Source organism: Paenibacillus sp. Root444D2 (assembly GCF_001426375.1).
In the GTDB taxonomy this organism is placed as follows: domain Bacteria; phylum Bacillota; class Bacilli; order Paenibacillales; family NBRC-103111; genus Paenibacillus_E.
This window is the reverse complement of the sequence record NZ_LMEO01000012.1, coordinates 257,267-271,986: the sequence shown is the minus strand read 5'-3', so window position 1 is coordinate 271,986 and position 14,720 is coordinate 257,267. Positions and strand designations below refer to the sequence as shown.

General features: G+C 46.0%; 13 protein-coding genes. 11 read left to right on the top strand and 2 right to left on the bottom strand.

The features are described 5' to 3' along the window. The first annotated feature begins 175 nt into the window (after window positions 1-175). The 5 genes from dnaJ (at window position 176) to ASD40_RS09910 (ending at window position 5,776) form a co-directional block, all read left to right on the top strand. The gene (dnaJ, locus tag ASD40_RS09925; RefSeq protein WP_057303132.1) at window positions 176-1,291 is read left to right on the top strand and encodes a molecular chaperone DnaJ; all 1,116 of its coding nucleotides are present in this window, start codon (window positions 176-178) and stop codon (window positions 1,289-1,291) included. 226 nt (window positions 1,292-1,517) lie between these two features. Further along, on the top strand, window positions 1,518-3,668 hold the full coding sequence (locus ASD40_RS09920) for an alkaline phosphatase PhoX (RefSeq protein ID WP_235549213.1): 2,151 nt from the start codon (window positions 1,518-1,520) through the stop codon (window positions 3,666-3,668). Between the two features lie 81 nt (window positions 3,669-3,749). Next, on the top strand, window positions 3,750-5,165 hold the full coding sequence (locus ASD40_RS09915; protein WP_057303131.1) for a multicopper oxidase domain-containing protein: 1,416 nt from the start codon (window positions 3,750-3,752) through the stop codon (window positions 5,163-5,165). Between the two features lie 84 nt (window positions 5,166-5,249). Continuing rightward, complete coding sequence (locus ASD40_RS36320) at window positions 5,250-5,405, top strand: YfhD family protein (protein ID WP_082562148.1); 156 nt, start codon at window positions 5,250-5,252, stop codon at window positions 5,403-5,405. Next, complete coding sequence (locus tag ASD40_RS09910) at window positions 5,405-5,776, top strand: hypothetical protein (protein ID WP_057303130.1); 372 nt, start codon at window positions 5,405-5,407, stop codon at window positions 5,774-5,776. Before ASD40_RS36320 ends, ASD40_RS09910 begins: the two co-directional genes overlap by 1 nt. Before the next feature lie 69 nt (window positions 5,777-5,845). On the opposite strand, the gene ASD40_RS09905 is transcribed toward ASD40_RS09910, so the two are convergent. Then, complete coding sequence (locus ASD40_RS09905) at window positions 5,846-6,652, bottom strand: glycerophosphodiester phosphodiesterase (protein ID WP_057303129.1); 807 nt, start codon at window positions 6,650-6,652, stop codon at window positions 5,846-5,848. Window positions 6,653-6,889: 237 nt separating this feature from the next. On the opposite strand from ASD40_RS09905, the gene prmA reads away from it, so the two are divergent. The 5 genes from prmA (at window position 6,890) to deoC (ending at window position 11,585) form a co-directional block, all read left to right on the top strand. Further along, window positions 6,890-7,864 carry a 50S ribosomal protein L11 methyltransferase gene (gene prmA, locus ASD40_RS09900; RefSeq protein WP_057303128.1) on the top strand — a complete coding sequence of 325 codons (975 nt, stop codon included), beginning with the start codon at window positions 6,890-6,892 and terminating at the stop codon, window positions 7,862-7,864. A gap of 10 nt (window positions 7,865-7,874) precedes the next feature. Further along, the gene (locus ASD40_RS09895; RefSeq protein ID WP_057303127.1) at window positions 7,875-8,546 is read left to right on the top strand and encodes a site-2 protease family protein; all 672 of its coding nucleotides are present in this window, start codon (window positions 7,875-7,877) and stop codon (window positions 8,544-8,546) included. A gap of 108 nt (window positions 8,547-8,654) precedes the next feature. After that, a complete protein-coding gene (locus ASD40_RS09890; RefSeq protein WP_057303126.1) occupies window positions 8,655-9,422 on the top strand; it encodes a 16S rRNA (uracil(1498)-N(3))-methyltransferase in 768 nt (255 codons plus the stop codon). Window positions 9,423-9,427: 5 nt separating this feature from the next. Then, window positions 9,428-10,768, top strand: coding sequence for a tRNA (N(6)-L-threonylcarbamoyladenosine(37)-C(2))-methylthiotransferase MtaB (gene mtaB / locus ASD40_RS09885; RefSeq protein ID WP_057303125.1), 1,341 nt, complete (start codon window positions 9,428-9,430; stop codon window positions 10,766-10,768). A 133-nt stretch (window positions 10,769-10,901) separates the two neighbouring features. Further along, the gene (gene deoC, locus ASD40_RS09880; protein WP_057303124.1) at window positions 10,902-11,585 is read left to right on the top strand and encodes a deoxyribose-phosphate aldolase; all 684 of its coding nucleotides are present in this window, start codon (window positions 10,902-10,904) and stop codon (window positions 11,583-11,585) included. On the opposite strand, the gene ASD40_RS09875 is transcribed toward deoC, so the two are convergent. Then, window positions 11,548-12,582, bottom strand: a complete 1,035-nt coding sequence (locus ASD40_RS09875) for a Na/Pi cotransporter family protein (RefSeq protein ID WP_057303123.1) — start codon at window positions 12,580-12,582, stop codon at window positions 11,548-11,550. The genes deoC and ASD40_RS09875 overlap by 38 nt on opposite strands. Before the next feature lie 126 nt (window positions 12,583-12,708). Between ASD40_RS09875 and ASD40_RS09870 the strand changes: the two genes are divergently transcribed. After that, window positions 12,709-14,079 (top strand): class I SAM-dependent rRNA methyltransferase, encoded by a 1,371-nt coding sequence (locus ASD40_RS09870; protein ID WP_057303122.1) that lies wholly within the window; start codon window positions 12,709-12,711, stop codon window positions 14,077-14,079. Window positions 14,080-14,720 lie beyond the last annotated feature (641 nt).

Genomic DNA, 14,720 nt, shown 5'->3' with positions numbered 1-14,720 from the left:
TCACGTAGGTTTGCCTACGCTCCGTTCCTCCTTCACCGATTTTCGTCCAATCTTCTCGGTTCTGAAAGCCAATTTTTAAACCTGTATTTTATTAATCAACGAATAGTCAAAGCCACCAGGGGGTTCTCCGTGGCTTTGACTTTCCGTTTGTAGTCTTGAACATGGGAGTGGAACAATGAGTAAACGTGATTATTATGAGGTGCTAGGGCTAGGCAAAGATGCATCGCAAGATGATATTAAGAAGGCTTACCGTAAAATGGCACGTCAGTATCACCCTGACGTGAATAAAGCCGCAGATGCGGAAGATAAATTCAAAGAAGCGAAAGACGCTTATGATGTTTTGAGCGATGATCAGAAAAAAGCCCAATATGATCGCTTTGGTCATGTAGATCCTAACCAAGGTATGGGCGGCCAAGACTTCAGCGGCGGCTTTGGGGATATTTTTGATATGTTCTTTGGCGGTGGCGGCGGTGGAAATCGTCGTAACCCGAATGCTCCGCAGCGCGGGAACGATTTGCAATACACAATGACGATTGAGTTCAAAGAAGCGATTTTCGGGAAAGAAACCGATATCCATATTCCTCGAACTGAGAATTGTGATACGTGTAACGGATCCGGTGCAAAGCCAGGTACGAAGCCAGAAACTTGCGGCGGTTGTCATGGCAGCGGGCAGCAGGAAGTGGTACAGAATACAGCGTTTGGCCGTATTGTTAACCGTCGCGTATGTACGGTTTGTAATGGCCAAGGGAAGATCATCAAAGAAAAATGCGGAACGTGTCATGGCGCTGGTAAAGTGAAAAAACAGCGTACCATCCACATCAAGATTCCTGCTGGTGTTGATGATGGCGCGCAATTGCGTGTCTCCGGCGAAGGTGAAGGCGGAACTCGCGGGGGCCCTGCGGGCGACCTTTATGTCGTTATTCGTGTGAAAACACATGAATTCTTCGAACGTGAAGGCAATGACGTCTATTGTGAAGTTCCATTAACGTTCATGCAGGCAGCATTAGGTGATGAGATCGAGATTCCAACGCTTACTGAGAAGGTTAAGCTCAAAATTCCTGCTGGTACCCAAACCGATACGTACTTCCGCTTAAAAGGTAAAGGGGTTCCTCACCTTCGCGGATTCGGTCAAGGAGATCAGCACGTGAAAGTGATCGTAATGACGCCGACGAATCTGAGCGAAGAACAAAAGGATTTGCTCCGTCAATTCGGTAAACAAAGCGGCGAAAATACGTCTGAGCAGAATCAGTCCATTTTCGAGCGTATGAAAAGAGCCTTCTTAGGCGATTAAAGAGAGTCATAAATGGGATAAAAACACTTCGTTTTTAGATATAGACTAAAGTTGGTTTTAGTCTAGCTCTATGAAACGGAGTGTTTTTTTGTTTTGTTAAATGGGGGCTTTACAAAAAAAAAACGTCAATTTTACACAAAACGCCAATTTATCCTATAGTCCCTTTACAAAAGACTTGTAAACTTTTAATGAATAGAATTATTTTAATAGGAAGAGGTAGATTACTTTGAAAAATCAATTTAATTCCCGCAAAATGTTAATGCCAGTTTTAGGACTTGCTCTTTTAGCTCCTAGTGTTCTTCCGAATATGGCTTACGCGGCTAACGAGGTCAAAGTGAAATCAGTTGAGTTCATTGGAATGGCTGCACCAACTACCCCGCAAGATATGGCGAAAATGTATTCTGGCTCTTCTGTTCAAGTTACATATACAGATGGTACGGTTAAATCGTTCCCTTTAACGTATAAAACACTGTTTAAAACGGATGAATCCATTAATGGCACCGTTGCTGGTGTATCTCAAGATAAGAATGGAAAGCCGATCATGGACACAAGTGTCCCTAACAGCCCAACTCCATTTGTCTCCGATGCACCGGATTCCAACTCCTTATTTAAAGTGGATGGCGCAAAGGCGACGGCAAAAGGCGGCAACCCACTCTCTTTGATTACTCACTATGAATATATAACTTTAAATAATGCTGGAAAGTCAGCTTATGGAATGGTTCCTGCGTCGATGTCACTAACTACGTTAGATCAAAATAAAACAACGGGTGAACTCGCGGCTATCGATTTGAAAAAAGTGGATTTTAGTGGCGTAGACGGTTTGTGGATTCCATGTAACGGTTCTTTAACACCGTGGAATACACACTTAAGCAGTGAAGAGTATGAAGCCGATGCACGTGCTTTTGAAGCGGATCCTACACAAACATATGTAAATTCATTTGTTAGATCGTTCTATCAAGATGATAAAAAAGTAGGAAATCCTTATGCTAACGGTTATATTCCTGAAGTTACTGTCCTTGCAGATAACACATCTACTGTAGTAAAGCATTATAGTATGGGTCGTTTCTCACACGAACTTGGCCGTGTTGCACCTGACATGAAAACCGTCTTCTTCGGTGATGATGGTGGAAATACGATGTTGTTCCTCTATGTTGCGGACAAAGCGAAAGACCTGTCTGCTGGAACGCTGTATGCTGCTAAATGGATCCAAACAAGTGACGAGAATGGTGGATCCGCAAATCTTCAATGGATTCCGCTTGGTCATGCGACGGATGCTGAAGTAAAAAGTTATGTAGACAAAGGTTTGAAATTTAGCGATATTTTCGAAACAGCAGACAAAGATACAGCAGGATTTACAAAAATCAAATCGTATCCAAGCGGTAAAGTGGAATGGCTAAAAGTGAAGCCGGGTATGGAGAAGGCAGCTGCTTTCCTTGAGTCTCGTCGATATGGAGCAGTTGTCGGAGCGACAGCTGAGTTCAACAAAATGGAAGGCGTTGCAGTTAACGCCAAGGATAATAAAGTTTATGTAGCGATGTCTTATGTTGAGAAATCCATGGAAAAAGATACGAAGGCTGCTGATCCTACAGACGATATCCAAGTCAAAAAAATCAGAGCTGGCGTAACTTATGAGCTTGATATGAAAGGGGGACAAATAGATCGCAGCAAGCAGCCAATCAACAGTGACTACGTTCCTTCTATGATGAAGGGGCTAATTGTTGGTCAAGACTTGGCAAAAGCTGATAACAAAGGCAATACGGCCGTTGAGGATCTAGTTGCGAACCCTGATAATCTGTCTTACTCAGATGAGCTAAGAACTTTGTTTATTGGCGAAGACAGCGGCATGCATGCGAATAACTTCACTTGGGCTTATAACGTAGATACGAAAAAGCTTTCTCGTATTCTTTCCATTCCAGCTGGTGGAGAAGCTACTGGGCTGCAAGTGGTAGATAACTTGAATGGCTTCAGCTATGTCATGAGCAATATGCAGCATCCCGGAGATGAAATGATTTTGCCGGAACCGTTGAAAGGCCAAGTTGATGCAGTTATTAATAAAACTTATGACAATAAGCGTGCTGGGGTAGTTGGCTATGTTAGTGGAATCCCGACTTCAGGTCAAATGCTGGAGTGGATGTCGACGGATAAATCGCTATCTGCTCTTCGTGATATGGCGGAGGCTAACGGCGCAACGGTAAAATGGAATGAAGCGGATCGTAGCGTTACAGTGATCAAAGGCAGTCATTCCCTGGTAGTGAAAATTAACGATACTTCGGCTATTGTTGATGGTCAATCCGTTCAATTGCCATACGCAGCGCGCATTGAGAACGAAAAAACGATGATGTCTACTTCTGTTTTGAACAGTTTCTTGACTCATTAATTTTAACAAATCTTGGAGGAGATCATTGTGGTGTGCATTGCACCCATGGTCTCTTCATTTTATTAGGAGGTAAATTCTATCATGTCAATGAAAAAAATGGGTCTCTTAGCAGCATTATTTGCATTGATGGTGCAGGTCTCCCCTATACTTTCTTCTGCACATGGCGGTGAAATGCATGAGGAAGATGGAGAAGGTTCTGTAAAAGTAATGGTTGATGGCAGGATGGTGGAAGGAAGCGCGATGATCAGCAGTGATATGTCCGAACTGATGCTTCCGCTGCGCAGCATTGGAGAAATTCTGGGGTCAGAGGTTCGATGGGATGCCGAGCATCAAGCCGTACTAATCAATAGCGCATTTTATCCTGAAAATAATTCGAATTCCATGGACCACTCGGCCCATCAAGAACATCAATCTATGGGTGATATGGGTAATATGATGATGCATCCAACGCCAATCGTCCTGGATGGTGTACTGTATCAGGCAGATATGGATCCTATCCGAATGAATGGCTCTTTGCTCGTTTCGACTGATACCATTGAGAAAGCCTTCCATGTTCAAGTCAAGTGGAATAAGGCGCTGAGTAAGGTACAGATCATTTCATCTGCGACGGCACAGTTTGAAAAAGAACAAGAGCAAGTTGATAACGCATTTCATGGGATTGGAATGGTGCCCGTGATTGCGGCAGACGGTGCGAAGGAATTTCATTTGACGGCTGAAATCGGCCCATGGTCGCCAGTCAAAGGGGTTGTCACAAACGCATGGATGTTTAATGGCCAAGCACCTGGTCCAGTCATACGAGTTACAGAAGGTGATCGTGTTCGGATTAAGCTGGACAACAAACTACCTGAGCGGACGGCTATACACTGGCATGGTCTGCATCTTCCAAATGGGATGGACGGTGTTCCAGGCTTAACACAGGAAACCGTACAAGTAGGAGATAACTATACATATGAATTTGTTGCAAGTCATCCAGGGACTTTCATGTACCATTCCCACTATGATGATATGAAGCAGATAGGTAACGGTCTTTATGGCGCATTTATTATTGACCCTAAGAGCAGCTCATCGGAAACCAAATACGACCATGATTATACGATGATGCTTAGCGGTTTCCACGTTAACACTTCGGATGAGGAAGATCAGGACTATTACACGATTAATGGTCGAAGCTATCCCGATACACCGTCAATTATAGTGAAAAAAGGAGAAACAGTCCGTATCCGTATGGCCAATATTGATACGATGGAGGTTCATACGATGCATCTTCACGGCATGGATTTTAAAGTGATTGCGAAGGATGGTCATCCTGTTAAGGAACCACAAACGATGAATACTGTGCTTATAGGCCCGGGTGAGACCTATGATATTGCATTGACCGCCGATACCATAGGTAGTTGGATGTTCCATTGTCATATTTTGGACCACACGATGAATGCCGGTGAAATGGCGAATGGCGAAATGGGTGGTTTAATTACAATTCTCAAAGTGACGGAATAATAGATAAGTCTTTCATTGCATAAAAATGAATCTCTTTGGGACAATAAAATTGGTTTACTTATACCGATTCAGGGAGGTTCAAACATGAGTGAGAACAAAAAGCAGAAGCAGCAAAGTGCCAACCAGCTTCCTATCGTCAAAAACGAGGATGTTGAGTTTGCGGCAGAAGTAGCTGATGCCGATGATTTCGAGGCGGCTGAGAGAGCGCAATCGGCGGATTACAGACAGGAAGAACAGTAATGGCTGAGAAAAATATTCTCGCCTATTTTCATTCACCGGAGCAAGCAGAGGGAGCAGCTTCCAAGCTGAAAGCACTGCGTGCGATTGACGTTCAGGTAGATCGATTTGGCAAATATGCAGGCAGCGGGTACCAATCCGTGATGAATCCTTATGCAGGCGATTTCGGCAGCTTGGGGAGGTTAACCCAGGCCGCGGATGTGTCTACGCCGGATGAAGGTATCTTGATTGCAGCCGACCCAGCGGCAAGCGGTTTGAGTGACGGCGGAGGCGGCGGTGTAACGGGAATTGACACTGTGTTAGCTGTCGTCATCGACGATTCTATCTATGAGCAGGCTGTACGTGTCATTCAAAGCGCTGGCGGAACTATGTAAGCATAAAAAGCATCTGATCAAAAGGCTAATGCCTTTATGAACAGATGCTTTTTTTATATAGGAAAGTGCTTATGGCCCACTCATGATTTCAACAAGTTGGTCTGGATGATCCGTTATAATGCTGGAGACACCGAGTGCAAGCATCTGCTTCATGATCGCCGGTTGATTGACCGTCCATACATAGACTTCCTTCTGATGTGTCACGGCAAGCTTCATGAATGATTCAGTTACGAGGGGATAGGCTGCAGAAATAACATCGAAATCAGAATTCTCCATGATGGTTTCAATGGTTTCCGTTTTTTGCCCCACGATAAGGCCAGTCTTGATCTGGGGATTAAGCTTTTTCACGGTATGAAGCAGCTTGTCATCAAATGAAGTCACCGTGCATTCCTTCTCGAAACCGTGTGATTGAATAAGATCGACTGTTTTTTCTGCGAGCAGCTTACCGTGGCCGTTATTTTTCATTTCTATATTTAGCTTTAAATGGCCTTTGGCTAATCCTATGACTTCATCCAGTGTTGGCACGCGCTCATTCTGGAATTCCGGGCTAAACCAACTGCCTGCGCTTGCCTCTAGTAGCTTCGAAGAGGTGACTTCCCACATGTTTTTATTAATTCCCGTTGTACGGAGGGCATTGTCATCGTGCATAACCATGACGACTCCGTCAGAAGTTTCCTGGACGTCAAGTTCAGCATAACCCGCTTTGTCTGAGATCGCTTGGCGGAATGCACTTAGAGTATTCTCGGGCGCAGCAGCGGAACTGCCTCGGTGAGCGGTGACCTGGCTATAGTTGTCAGCAAGTAATGTAGTTGTAGTGAATGGAGCTGTCAGCGCAAGCGCGAGGATAACAATAAACAAAAAAAGTGTTTTGAGCATAGGGAAACTCCGTTCTACGTATGAATTATGGCTGACTTGATGCTGTCTACTTTCTCAATTTATCATGAAGGTATTAGGAAGTTGTTAGGAAATAAAATATTTTAGAGCGCTTACATGTTGGGCGCCATTTTACCCAAGAAGCGAAGTGTAGTACAATAATCAATGTGAAAATAGCCCAAACAGCCGATTACGGCTTGGTTTATTTGTAAGTGATAACCGACAGGAGGAGCAATACCGATGCTTTGGCAGGAATTAACTGTACATACGACAGAAGAAGCAATAGAAATGATTACGAACTTTGTTCATGAACTGGGCGCCGGGGGCGTTTCCATTGAAGAATCAGGGACCTTAAACAAAGAGAGAGATACCTCGTTTGGTCAATTGTACGAAACACCTTTTAACGATATCCCAGAAGGAAGAGCCGTTATTAAAGGCTACTTCTATCATGGCACTGATATGGAGCCGATCATGGCTAACCTGAAGGAATCTGTCGAGCAGCTTAAAGAGTTCGATATTGACACTGGAAATCCAACATTTGAATTAGTAGAAGTAGACGATGAGGATTGGGCGCATGCTTGGAAGCAATATTTTAAACCTATTCGTGTGTCTGACCGTTTGACGATTAAACCAACATGGGAAGAGTATACGGCTTCGCCTGATGAATTGATCTTGGAGCTTGATCCGGGGATGGCTTTCGGTACAGGTACGCATGCGACAACGTCTCTTTGTTTGAAAACGCTGGAGAAGGTGCTCCAGCCTGGGGACGATGTCATTGATGTTGGAACGGGTTCCGGTATTCTATCCATCGCTGCTGCAAAGCTTGGCGCGAAACATGTGCTAGCAGTTGACTTGGATCCGGTAGCTGTGACGAGTGCACTTGATAATACAAAACAGAATCAGCTCGAAGATAAGATTACTGTCAAACTTAGTGATTTACTTGGAGTACTGAAAGAAAGCGAGACTGAAGGCGCTGCGAAGCTGGGTGTTTCTATTCCTGTACAGTTGGTAGTTGCAAATATTTTGGCTGAAGTCATTGTTCTTTTCGTAGATGATGTGTATGAAGTCTTGCAGCAAGGTGGTTATTATATCACCTCGGGGATTATTACAAACAAAGAAGCTGATGTCGAAAAAGCACTAATTGCAGCCAAATTTACGATCGTAGAGAAAAACTATGATTCGAATTGGGTTGTGATTGTAGCTAGAAAGCTGTAGGTGTCCATACATGGGAGGATTATTGTTTTATGACTGGAGTACATTGCCGTTTGTTATTCTAGTCCTCGTTCTTTCTTTTACCATTCATGAATTTGCTCATGCGTATAGCGCCTATAAATTAGGAGACTCTACGGCTTATCAGTTCGGCAGAGTTTCTTTAAATCCAATGGTTCACCTTGATCTGTTCGGTACGATTATGCTGTTGATTGCTGGCTTTGGTTGGGCGAAGCCTGTTCCTGTGAACCGCGGGAATTTTAAAAGCCCACGCTTGATGGGGATCATTGTGACCGCAGCAGGGCCTCTAAGCAACTTGATTCTTGCCTTTATCAGTTTATTTGTATTTGCTTTATTCCAGAAATACGGTTGGTTAGAAGGTATGTCTAAGGGGAGCGCAAGCGCGATCCTTATCTTCTTGAAATTAATGATCAATACGAATCTAACCTTGTTCCTATTCAATTTAATACCAATTCCGCCATTAGATGGTTATCGAATTATTCAAGATTTAGTGGATCTGAGATACACGGAGTCGCTGCAGAAGTTTGAACAATGGGCATCGGTCATTTTCTTGCTAGTTGTATTTGTAAGACCTTTACGACAAGTGACGTTAGATCCTTACTTAAGTTTGGGGAATGACATCATCCGTATTTTCTCAACGCCGATTGCTTGGATCTTGGGGATGTAAGCATTCCAAATTCAACCCATTGTAGATTTCCATGACCAAAAAAGGTATGATCGTGAGTGGAAGTTTCACTTCAATAACGAAATGAATGAAGATAGAGGGGCTTAGACTATGCAGCGTTATTTTCTCCCGGCTGGACAGTTTCACGAAGCTACACATACAGTCACCATTGAGGGAGACGACGCACATCATCTAATTCGAGTCATGCGAGCAGATATTGGAGATAAGATTATTTGCAGTAATGGCGTAGACCGTGAAGTGCTCGCTCGCATTTCGGAGCTGGATAAAGGGCATGCGACCGCGGAGATCGTGGAAGAGCTGCCTATGGATGCTGAAGCGGCTGTTCGGGTGTGGATTGCACAGAGCTTGCCCAAAGGCGATAAGATGGAACTCATTATTCAAAAAGGGACCGAGATCGGGGCAGCCCGGTTTCTTCCTTTTTTATCAGAGCGCACGATTGTGCAGTACGATGCAAAGAAAGAAGCAAAGCGCACCGAACGTTGGCAGAAGATCGCCAAAGAAGCGGCAGAGCAGGCTCATCGGAATCGTGTGCCGCAAGTGGAATCTGTTTATTCCTGGAAGCAGCTGCTGCAGCGTGCGAAGGAAGCGGATGTCGCTTGGATTTGTTATGAGAAGGAAGATGGTCAGCAATTAAAGCCTGCTATTCAGGAAGCGCAAGCTGCCGGTAAATTGGGACCAGGGAAACAAGTGCTGATTGCGGTTGGCCCTGAAGGTGGTTTTACGGAACAGGAAATTAAGCAGGCCGAAGAGGCTGGTTTCGCTTCCGTATCACTGGGTGCGCGCATTTTACGCACGGAGACTGCCGCAATGGTAGGTCTTACGTGCCTTTTCTATGAAACCGGAGAGATGGGAGGATAAGCGTTATGGCAACGGTAGCGTTTCATACATTAGGTTGTAAAGTAAATTTCTATGATACAGAGGCCATTTGGCAGCTATTCAAAAATGAGGGTTACGAACAGGTTGATTTCGAGAATACGGCAGATGTGTATGTCATTAATACATGTACCGTTACGAATACAGGGGATAAGAAGAGCCGCCAAATGATTCGTCGTGCGATTCGTCGTAATCCTGAGGCGATTGTTGCCGTAACTGGTTGTTACGCGCAGACTTCACCAGCTGAAATCATGGCTATTCCAGGTGTGGATATGGTGATCGGAACACAGGATCGGGAGAAAATTATTCCGCTTGTGAAACAATTTGAGCAGGATCGTCAGCCGATCAATGCCGTGCGCAACATTATGAAAACACGTCAGTTCGAGGAACTTGATGTGCCTGATTTTGCCGATCGGACAAGAGCTTTCCTTAAAATCCAAGAAGGCTGCAATAACTTCTGCACCTTCTGCATTATTCCGTGGTCACGCGGTTTGATGCGCAGCCGTGAACCGCAAAGCGTTATTGCACAAGCTGAGCAGCTTGTGGCTGCAGGTTATCAAGAAATCGTATTGACGGGTATTCACACTGGTGGATATGGCGAAGATATTGAAGACTACAGCTTAGCGAAGCTGCTTTGGGATTTGGACAAGGTTGAAGGATTGAAACGAATTCGAATCTCCTCAATCGAAGCTAGCCAAATTACAGATGAAGTCATTGAAGTTCTGAAGTCTTCGGACAAAATGTGCCGTCATCTGCATATCCCGCTGCAAGCTGGCGATGATCAAGTTCTCGCACGGATGCGCAGAAAATATACAACAGCGGAATTCGCTCGTAAAATCGAACGTCTTCATGAAATCATGCCAGATGTTGCGATAACGACGGACGTTATTGTAGGTTTCCCAGGTGAAACCGAGGAAATGTTCCGCGACGGCTACAAGTTTATGGAGCAAATGAAATTCTCCGAAATGCACGTATTCCCTTACTCCAAACGGACAGGTACTCCTGCTGCGCGGATGGAAGACCAAGTGGATGAGGAAATCAAAAATGCCCGTGTACACGAGCTCATCGATCTTTCCGAGAAAATGCAGCTTGCTTATGCGCAGAAATTTGTAGGTGAAGTCCTGGAAGTCATTCCAGAACGTGCTTACAAAGGCGCTCCTGACAGCGGATTGTACATGGGTTACTCCGATAATTATGTGCAGCTTGTGTTCCAAGGCTCCGAAGATATGATTGGCCAAGTTTGCCGCGTTAAGGTAACGGAAGCCGGAGTTAATGAAAGTAAGGGACAGTTGGTTCGTGTTTTAGAAGCGGCTAATGTTGTGAATTTGTAATGCGTTTCTCTTAAGGCTATAAAACCTACCTCTAAACGTAGTTGCTCATCTTGAATGACTACGCTAGAGGTTTTCTCATTAAAGGGTTTAAATAGGGAATGGTATCAAAAATAAAAACGATGAGGTGCATCAAATGAGTACTTTGAGCGCTAAGGAAATTGCAAAATACATTGACCATACGTTATTAAAGCAAGATGCGAGCACAGCCGCGATCCACAAATTGTGTGAGGAAGCTGCGAAGCATCAATTTTTTAGTGTTTGTGTAAACTCCCAGTTTGTTGGAACAGCAAGTAAAGCACTAGAAGGAACGGGTGTAAAGGTTGCTGCTGTTGTTGGCTTCCCGCTTGGCGCAAGCTTGAGCGAAGTGAAAGCATTTGAAGCGGCTAAGGCTGTAGAAAATGGGGCTGCTGAAATTGACACAGTATTGCCGATCGGTTTATTGCTTGAAGGGCAATATGACGCTGTTCGTTCGGACATTAAACAAGTTGTGGACGCTGTAAAAGGCAAAGCGATTGTTAAAGTAATTATGGAAACGGGTTTCCTAAATGATGAGCAAAAAGCAGCTGCTTGCCGACTTTCTGAAGAAGCTGGCGCTCATTTTGTTAAAACATCTACTGGCTTTGGTCCGGGCGGGGCTACGGTGGAAGACGTTCGTTTAATGCGCCAAAACGTATCCGACACGATTGGCGTGAAAGCATCGGGTGGCGTTAGAGACTTGCAAACTGCGATTGCTATGATTGAAGCAGGGGCTACAAGATTAGGGACAAGCTCAGGTGTTGCTATTGTGAGCGGAACTCAAGACGCTTCCACATATTAAGATAGCATAACGGCAAGGCGAGTAAGGAACACACAATATTGAATATCGTTTGGGAACGGGCAATTTGTTCGGATGCATCACTAGCAAGAAGAGCTGAAAGGCTCACGAGCTGATGGATGAAGGGGTAGAATAGGACTGCGCCTCCGACATTGAGGAGGATATGCGACCAGGCGACGTATCGCCCGGCGCGGGAACTGCTCATCCCGGCGATCAGTGCGGTCACACAGGTGCCGACATTGGCACCGATGGTAATCGCTACGCCTAGCTCGACGGGAATGCCTTGAACGGCTGCGAGGCCCATCGCCATCGCAATGACGGCTGCGCTGCTGTGGACAAGCGCGGTGACCGCGGCGCCGGCGATGACGCCCCACAGCAGACTATGCTGCGCCTGGAGCACGAACCAGGCGAACAGACCTCGGGACTGAAGGGCAGGCCCGATGGTTTGCATGATCTCGATGCCGAGCAGCACGAGAGAGAAGCCGCTGACCGCAAGCGAGCCGTAGCGGACGCTGCGCAGCCAGCTGCGTCCGCCGATGGTGGCGGGCGAGCCGGTTGTCGCCGCTAGTGGCTGCGTGGCGATAACAGATGGGGCCCTGCCCTGCGGCAGCGGCCCGGCGAACCAGCTCGCCAGCCAGACGGCGGCGCTCGCGAGCAGCACCGGCAGGCCGATGCCTCCGAGGCTGAGCCCGATCAGCTCGGTGGTGAGGCACGTGCCGATGTTCGTGCCGAGAATGACGCCGAGCGTTCTCGGGAAGGTCAGTACGCCAGCGCCGACGAGGCCGATGGCGATTACGGTAATGGCGGTGCTGCTTTGGAGCGCCGCCGTGAGTACAGTGCCGGTGGCGAGGCCACGTACCGGCGTGCGGGTAAACCGCTCCAGCCACAGCTGGAGGCGGGGGCCTGCCCACCGCTGAAGCGCGGTTTCCATCAGCTTCATACCGAACAGAAATAGAGCTAAGCCTGTTAATACAGGCAGTACGATGGTAGTAGTTATCATTGCAGCAGATCTCCTTCGCGAGCGTGCTAATCATTTTTCAACCAATATATGTGACCGTACAGACAAGCATGACAAGCAAGCTGATGAGAGTGAACGGTTTCACAAAAAAGGACGGCTAAAAGCATAATGGCAGCAGTATTTTTACATAAGAAACGCAAACCTCGTTTGGAGCAAGGACACCCATGGGTATACAAAAGTGAAATCGATCGTGTAGATGGTGAGATCGAACCAGGACAGCTAATTCCTGTTCAAACGCATCTCGGCCAATACCTAGCAACGGGTTATTATAACGAGGCTTCCCAAATTACGGTCCGGATCGTATCCTATAAACCGCTTGAAGCGATGACAACAGAATTTTTTGTTGAACGGTTTACGCGATGCTTGCAGCATCGCAAGCGCTTTGTGAAAGATGCGCAATCTTATCGCTTGGTTTATGGGGAAGCCGACTTTTTGCCGGGTCTCATTGTAGATAAATTTGAGGATACGCTGGTTGTTCAGATTCTCACCATGGGAATGGATCGCTGCAGAGAACAAATTGTTGCCGCATTAGTTCAGGTTGTGAAGCCCACAGGCATATTTGAACGCAGTGATGTTTCGATTCGTGAGCTGGAAGGGTTGAAACAGACCAAGGGCTTACGGTATGGCGAGTGTCCCAAGCATGTTGACATCTTAGAAAATGGCCTGCGCATTCGCGTTGACATTGAAGAAGGTCAGAAAACCGGTTATTTCTTTGACCAAAGAGAGAATCGCGCAGCCATCGCTCCCCTAATGACAGGATGGGGCCATCGCAGCGGAATTGAATTGAAAGAGGTTGAGGAGGATGGCGTGAGCCAGACACTCCCTGTGAATGCGAATGGCAAAATCGTTTCCTTTCCATATTGGGACGGCGCTTCGGTGCTGGAATGTTTCTCGCATACGGGGAGCTTCACGTTAAATGCCTGTAAATTTGGTGCGAAAAAAGTAACCTGCCTCGATATTTCGGAGCATGCGATTGAAAGTGCGCGGACGAACGTTGCGTTGAACGGTTTTGAAGAACGCGTAGAGTTTGTGGTCGCAGATGCTTTCGAATACTTGCGTACTCAAGTCAAGGGATTGGACGAGCGTAAAGTTCGTGCCAATGCGGGCAGCGGTAAAGCTAAAGTGGATACGTCGAAGCCGGTTGCAGAAGGTGGACGGACTTGGGATGTAGTCATTCTTGATCCTCCTGCTTTCGCAAAAACGAAGAGCGCCGTGGAAGGCGCCTGCCGCGGCTACAAAGATATTAACTTGCACGGTATGAAGCTAGTGAACGAAGGCGGATACTTGGTAACAGCGAGTTGTTCGTATCACATGCACCCTGAGTTATTCCTAGAGACTATTCACGCGGCGGCGACTGACGCAGGTAAAATTCTACGTTTAATCGAGTTCCGTGAGGCGGGCATGGACCATCCTCGCATCCTCGGTGTAGACGAGGGACATTACTTGAAGTTTGCCATCTTTGAGGTACGGAGTAAGTAGGAATAACGAATAGATTGGACTTTGTAAGGGGCTGTCCCAAAAGTAGAAATCTACTTGGGGACAGCCCCTTAAGCCGTATTACCTTCTGGGACATTCCAATCGGTATGCAGAACGAAATTCATTCTTCCATTGGATTTTTCCAATGAATCTACTCTCAGGCTATGAAATTCATGATTCTATTGGAATAATCCAATGGAATTGACTTTTAGGTCGCCAAATCTCTACTACCACTGGATTAATCCAATGGTAGTAGTAGGCAAAATGCGTAATTCACAAAGTGAGAGCTGATTTTCCCGAATATGACTTTTTGGACAGCCCCTTTATTAAGTGGTGGTTGTCCAAAAAGTAGTCGAAGATGTCTGTGAGTTAGGCTGAACACGATAAACAGTGCACGCCGTGTTTACCGACCTGTAACACAACGATGAAAAGTATCGTTGCAGCGTTGGAACGAAGATTGAGCTCCCTTGCAACAATGAAAAACATCGTTCCATCAACCTTTTATGAGCCGTTATACTCCCAATCCCCCTCCTAACGATGAAAAACATCKTTGCAGCAATCACAATGTTGCCTCAACTTGAATCTAACGATGTAAAACATCGTTGCAGCAATCACAATGCTACCTGAACTTGAATCTAACGATG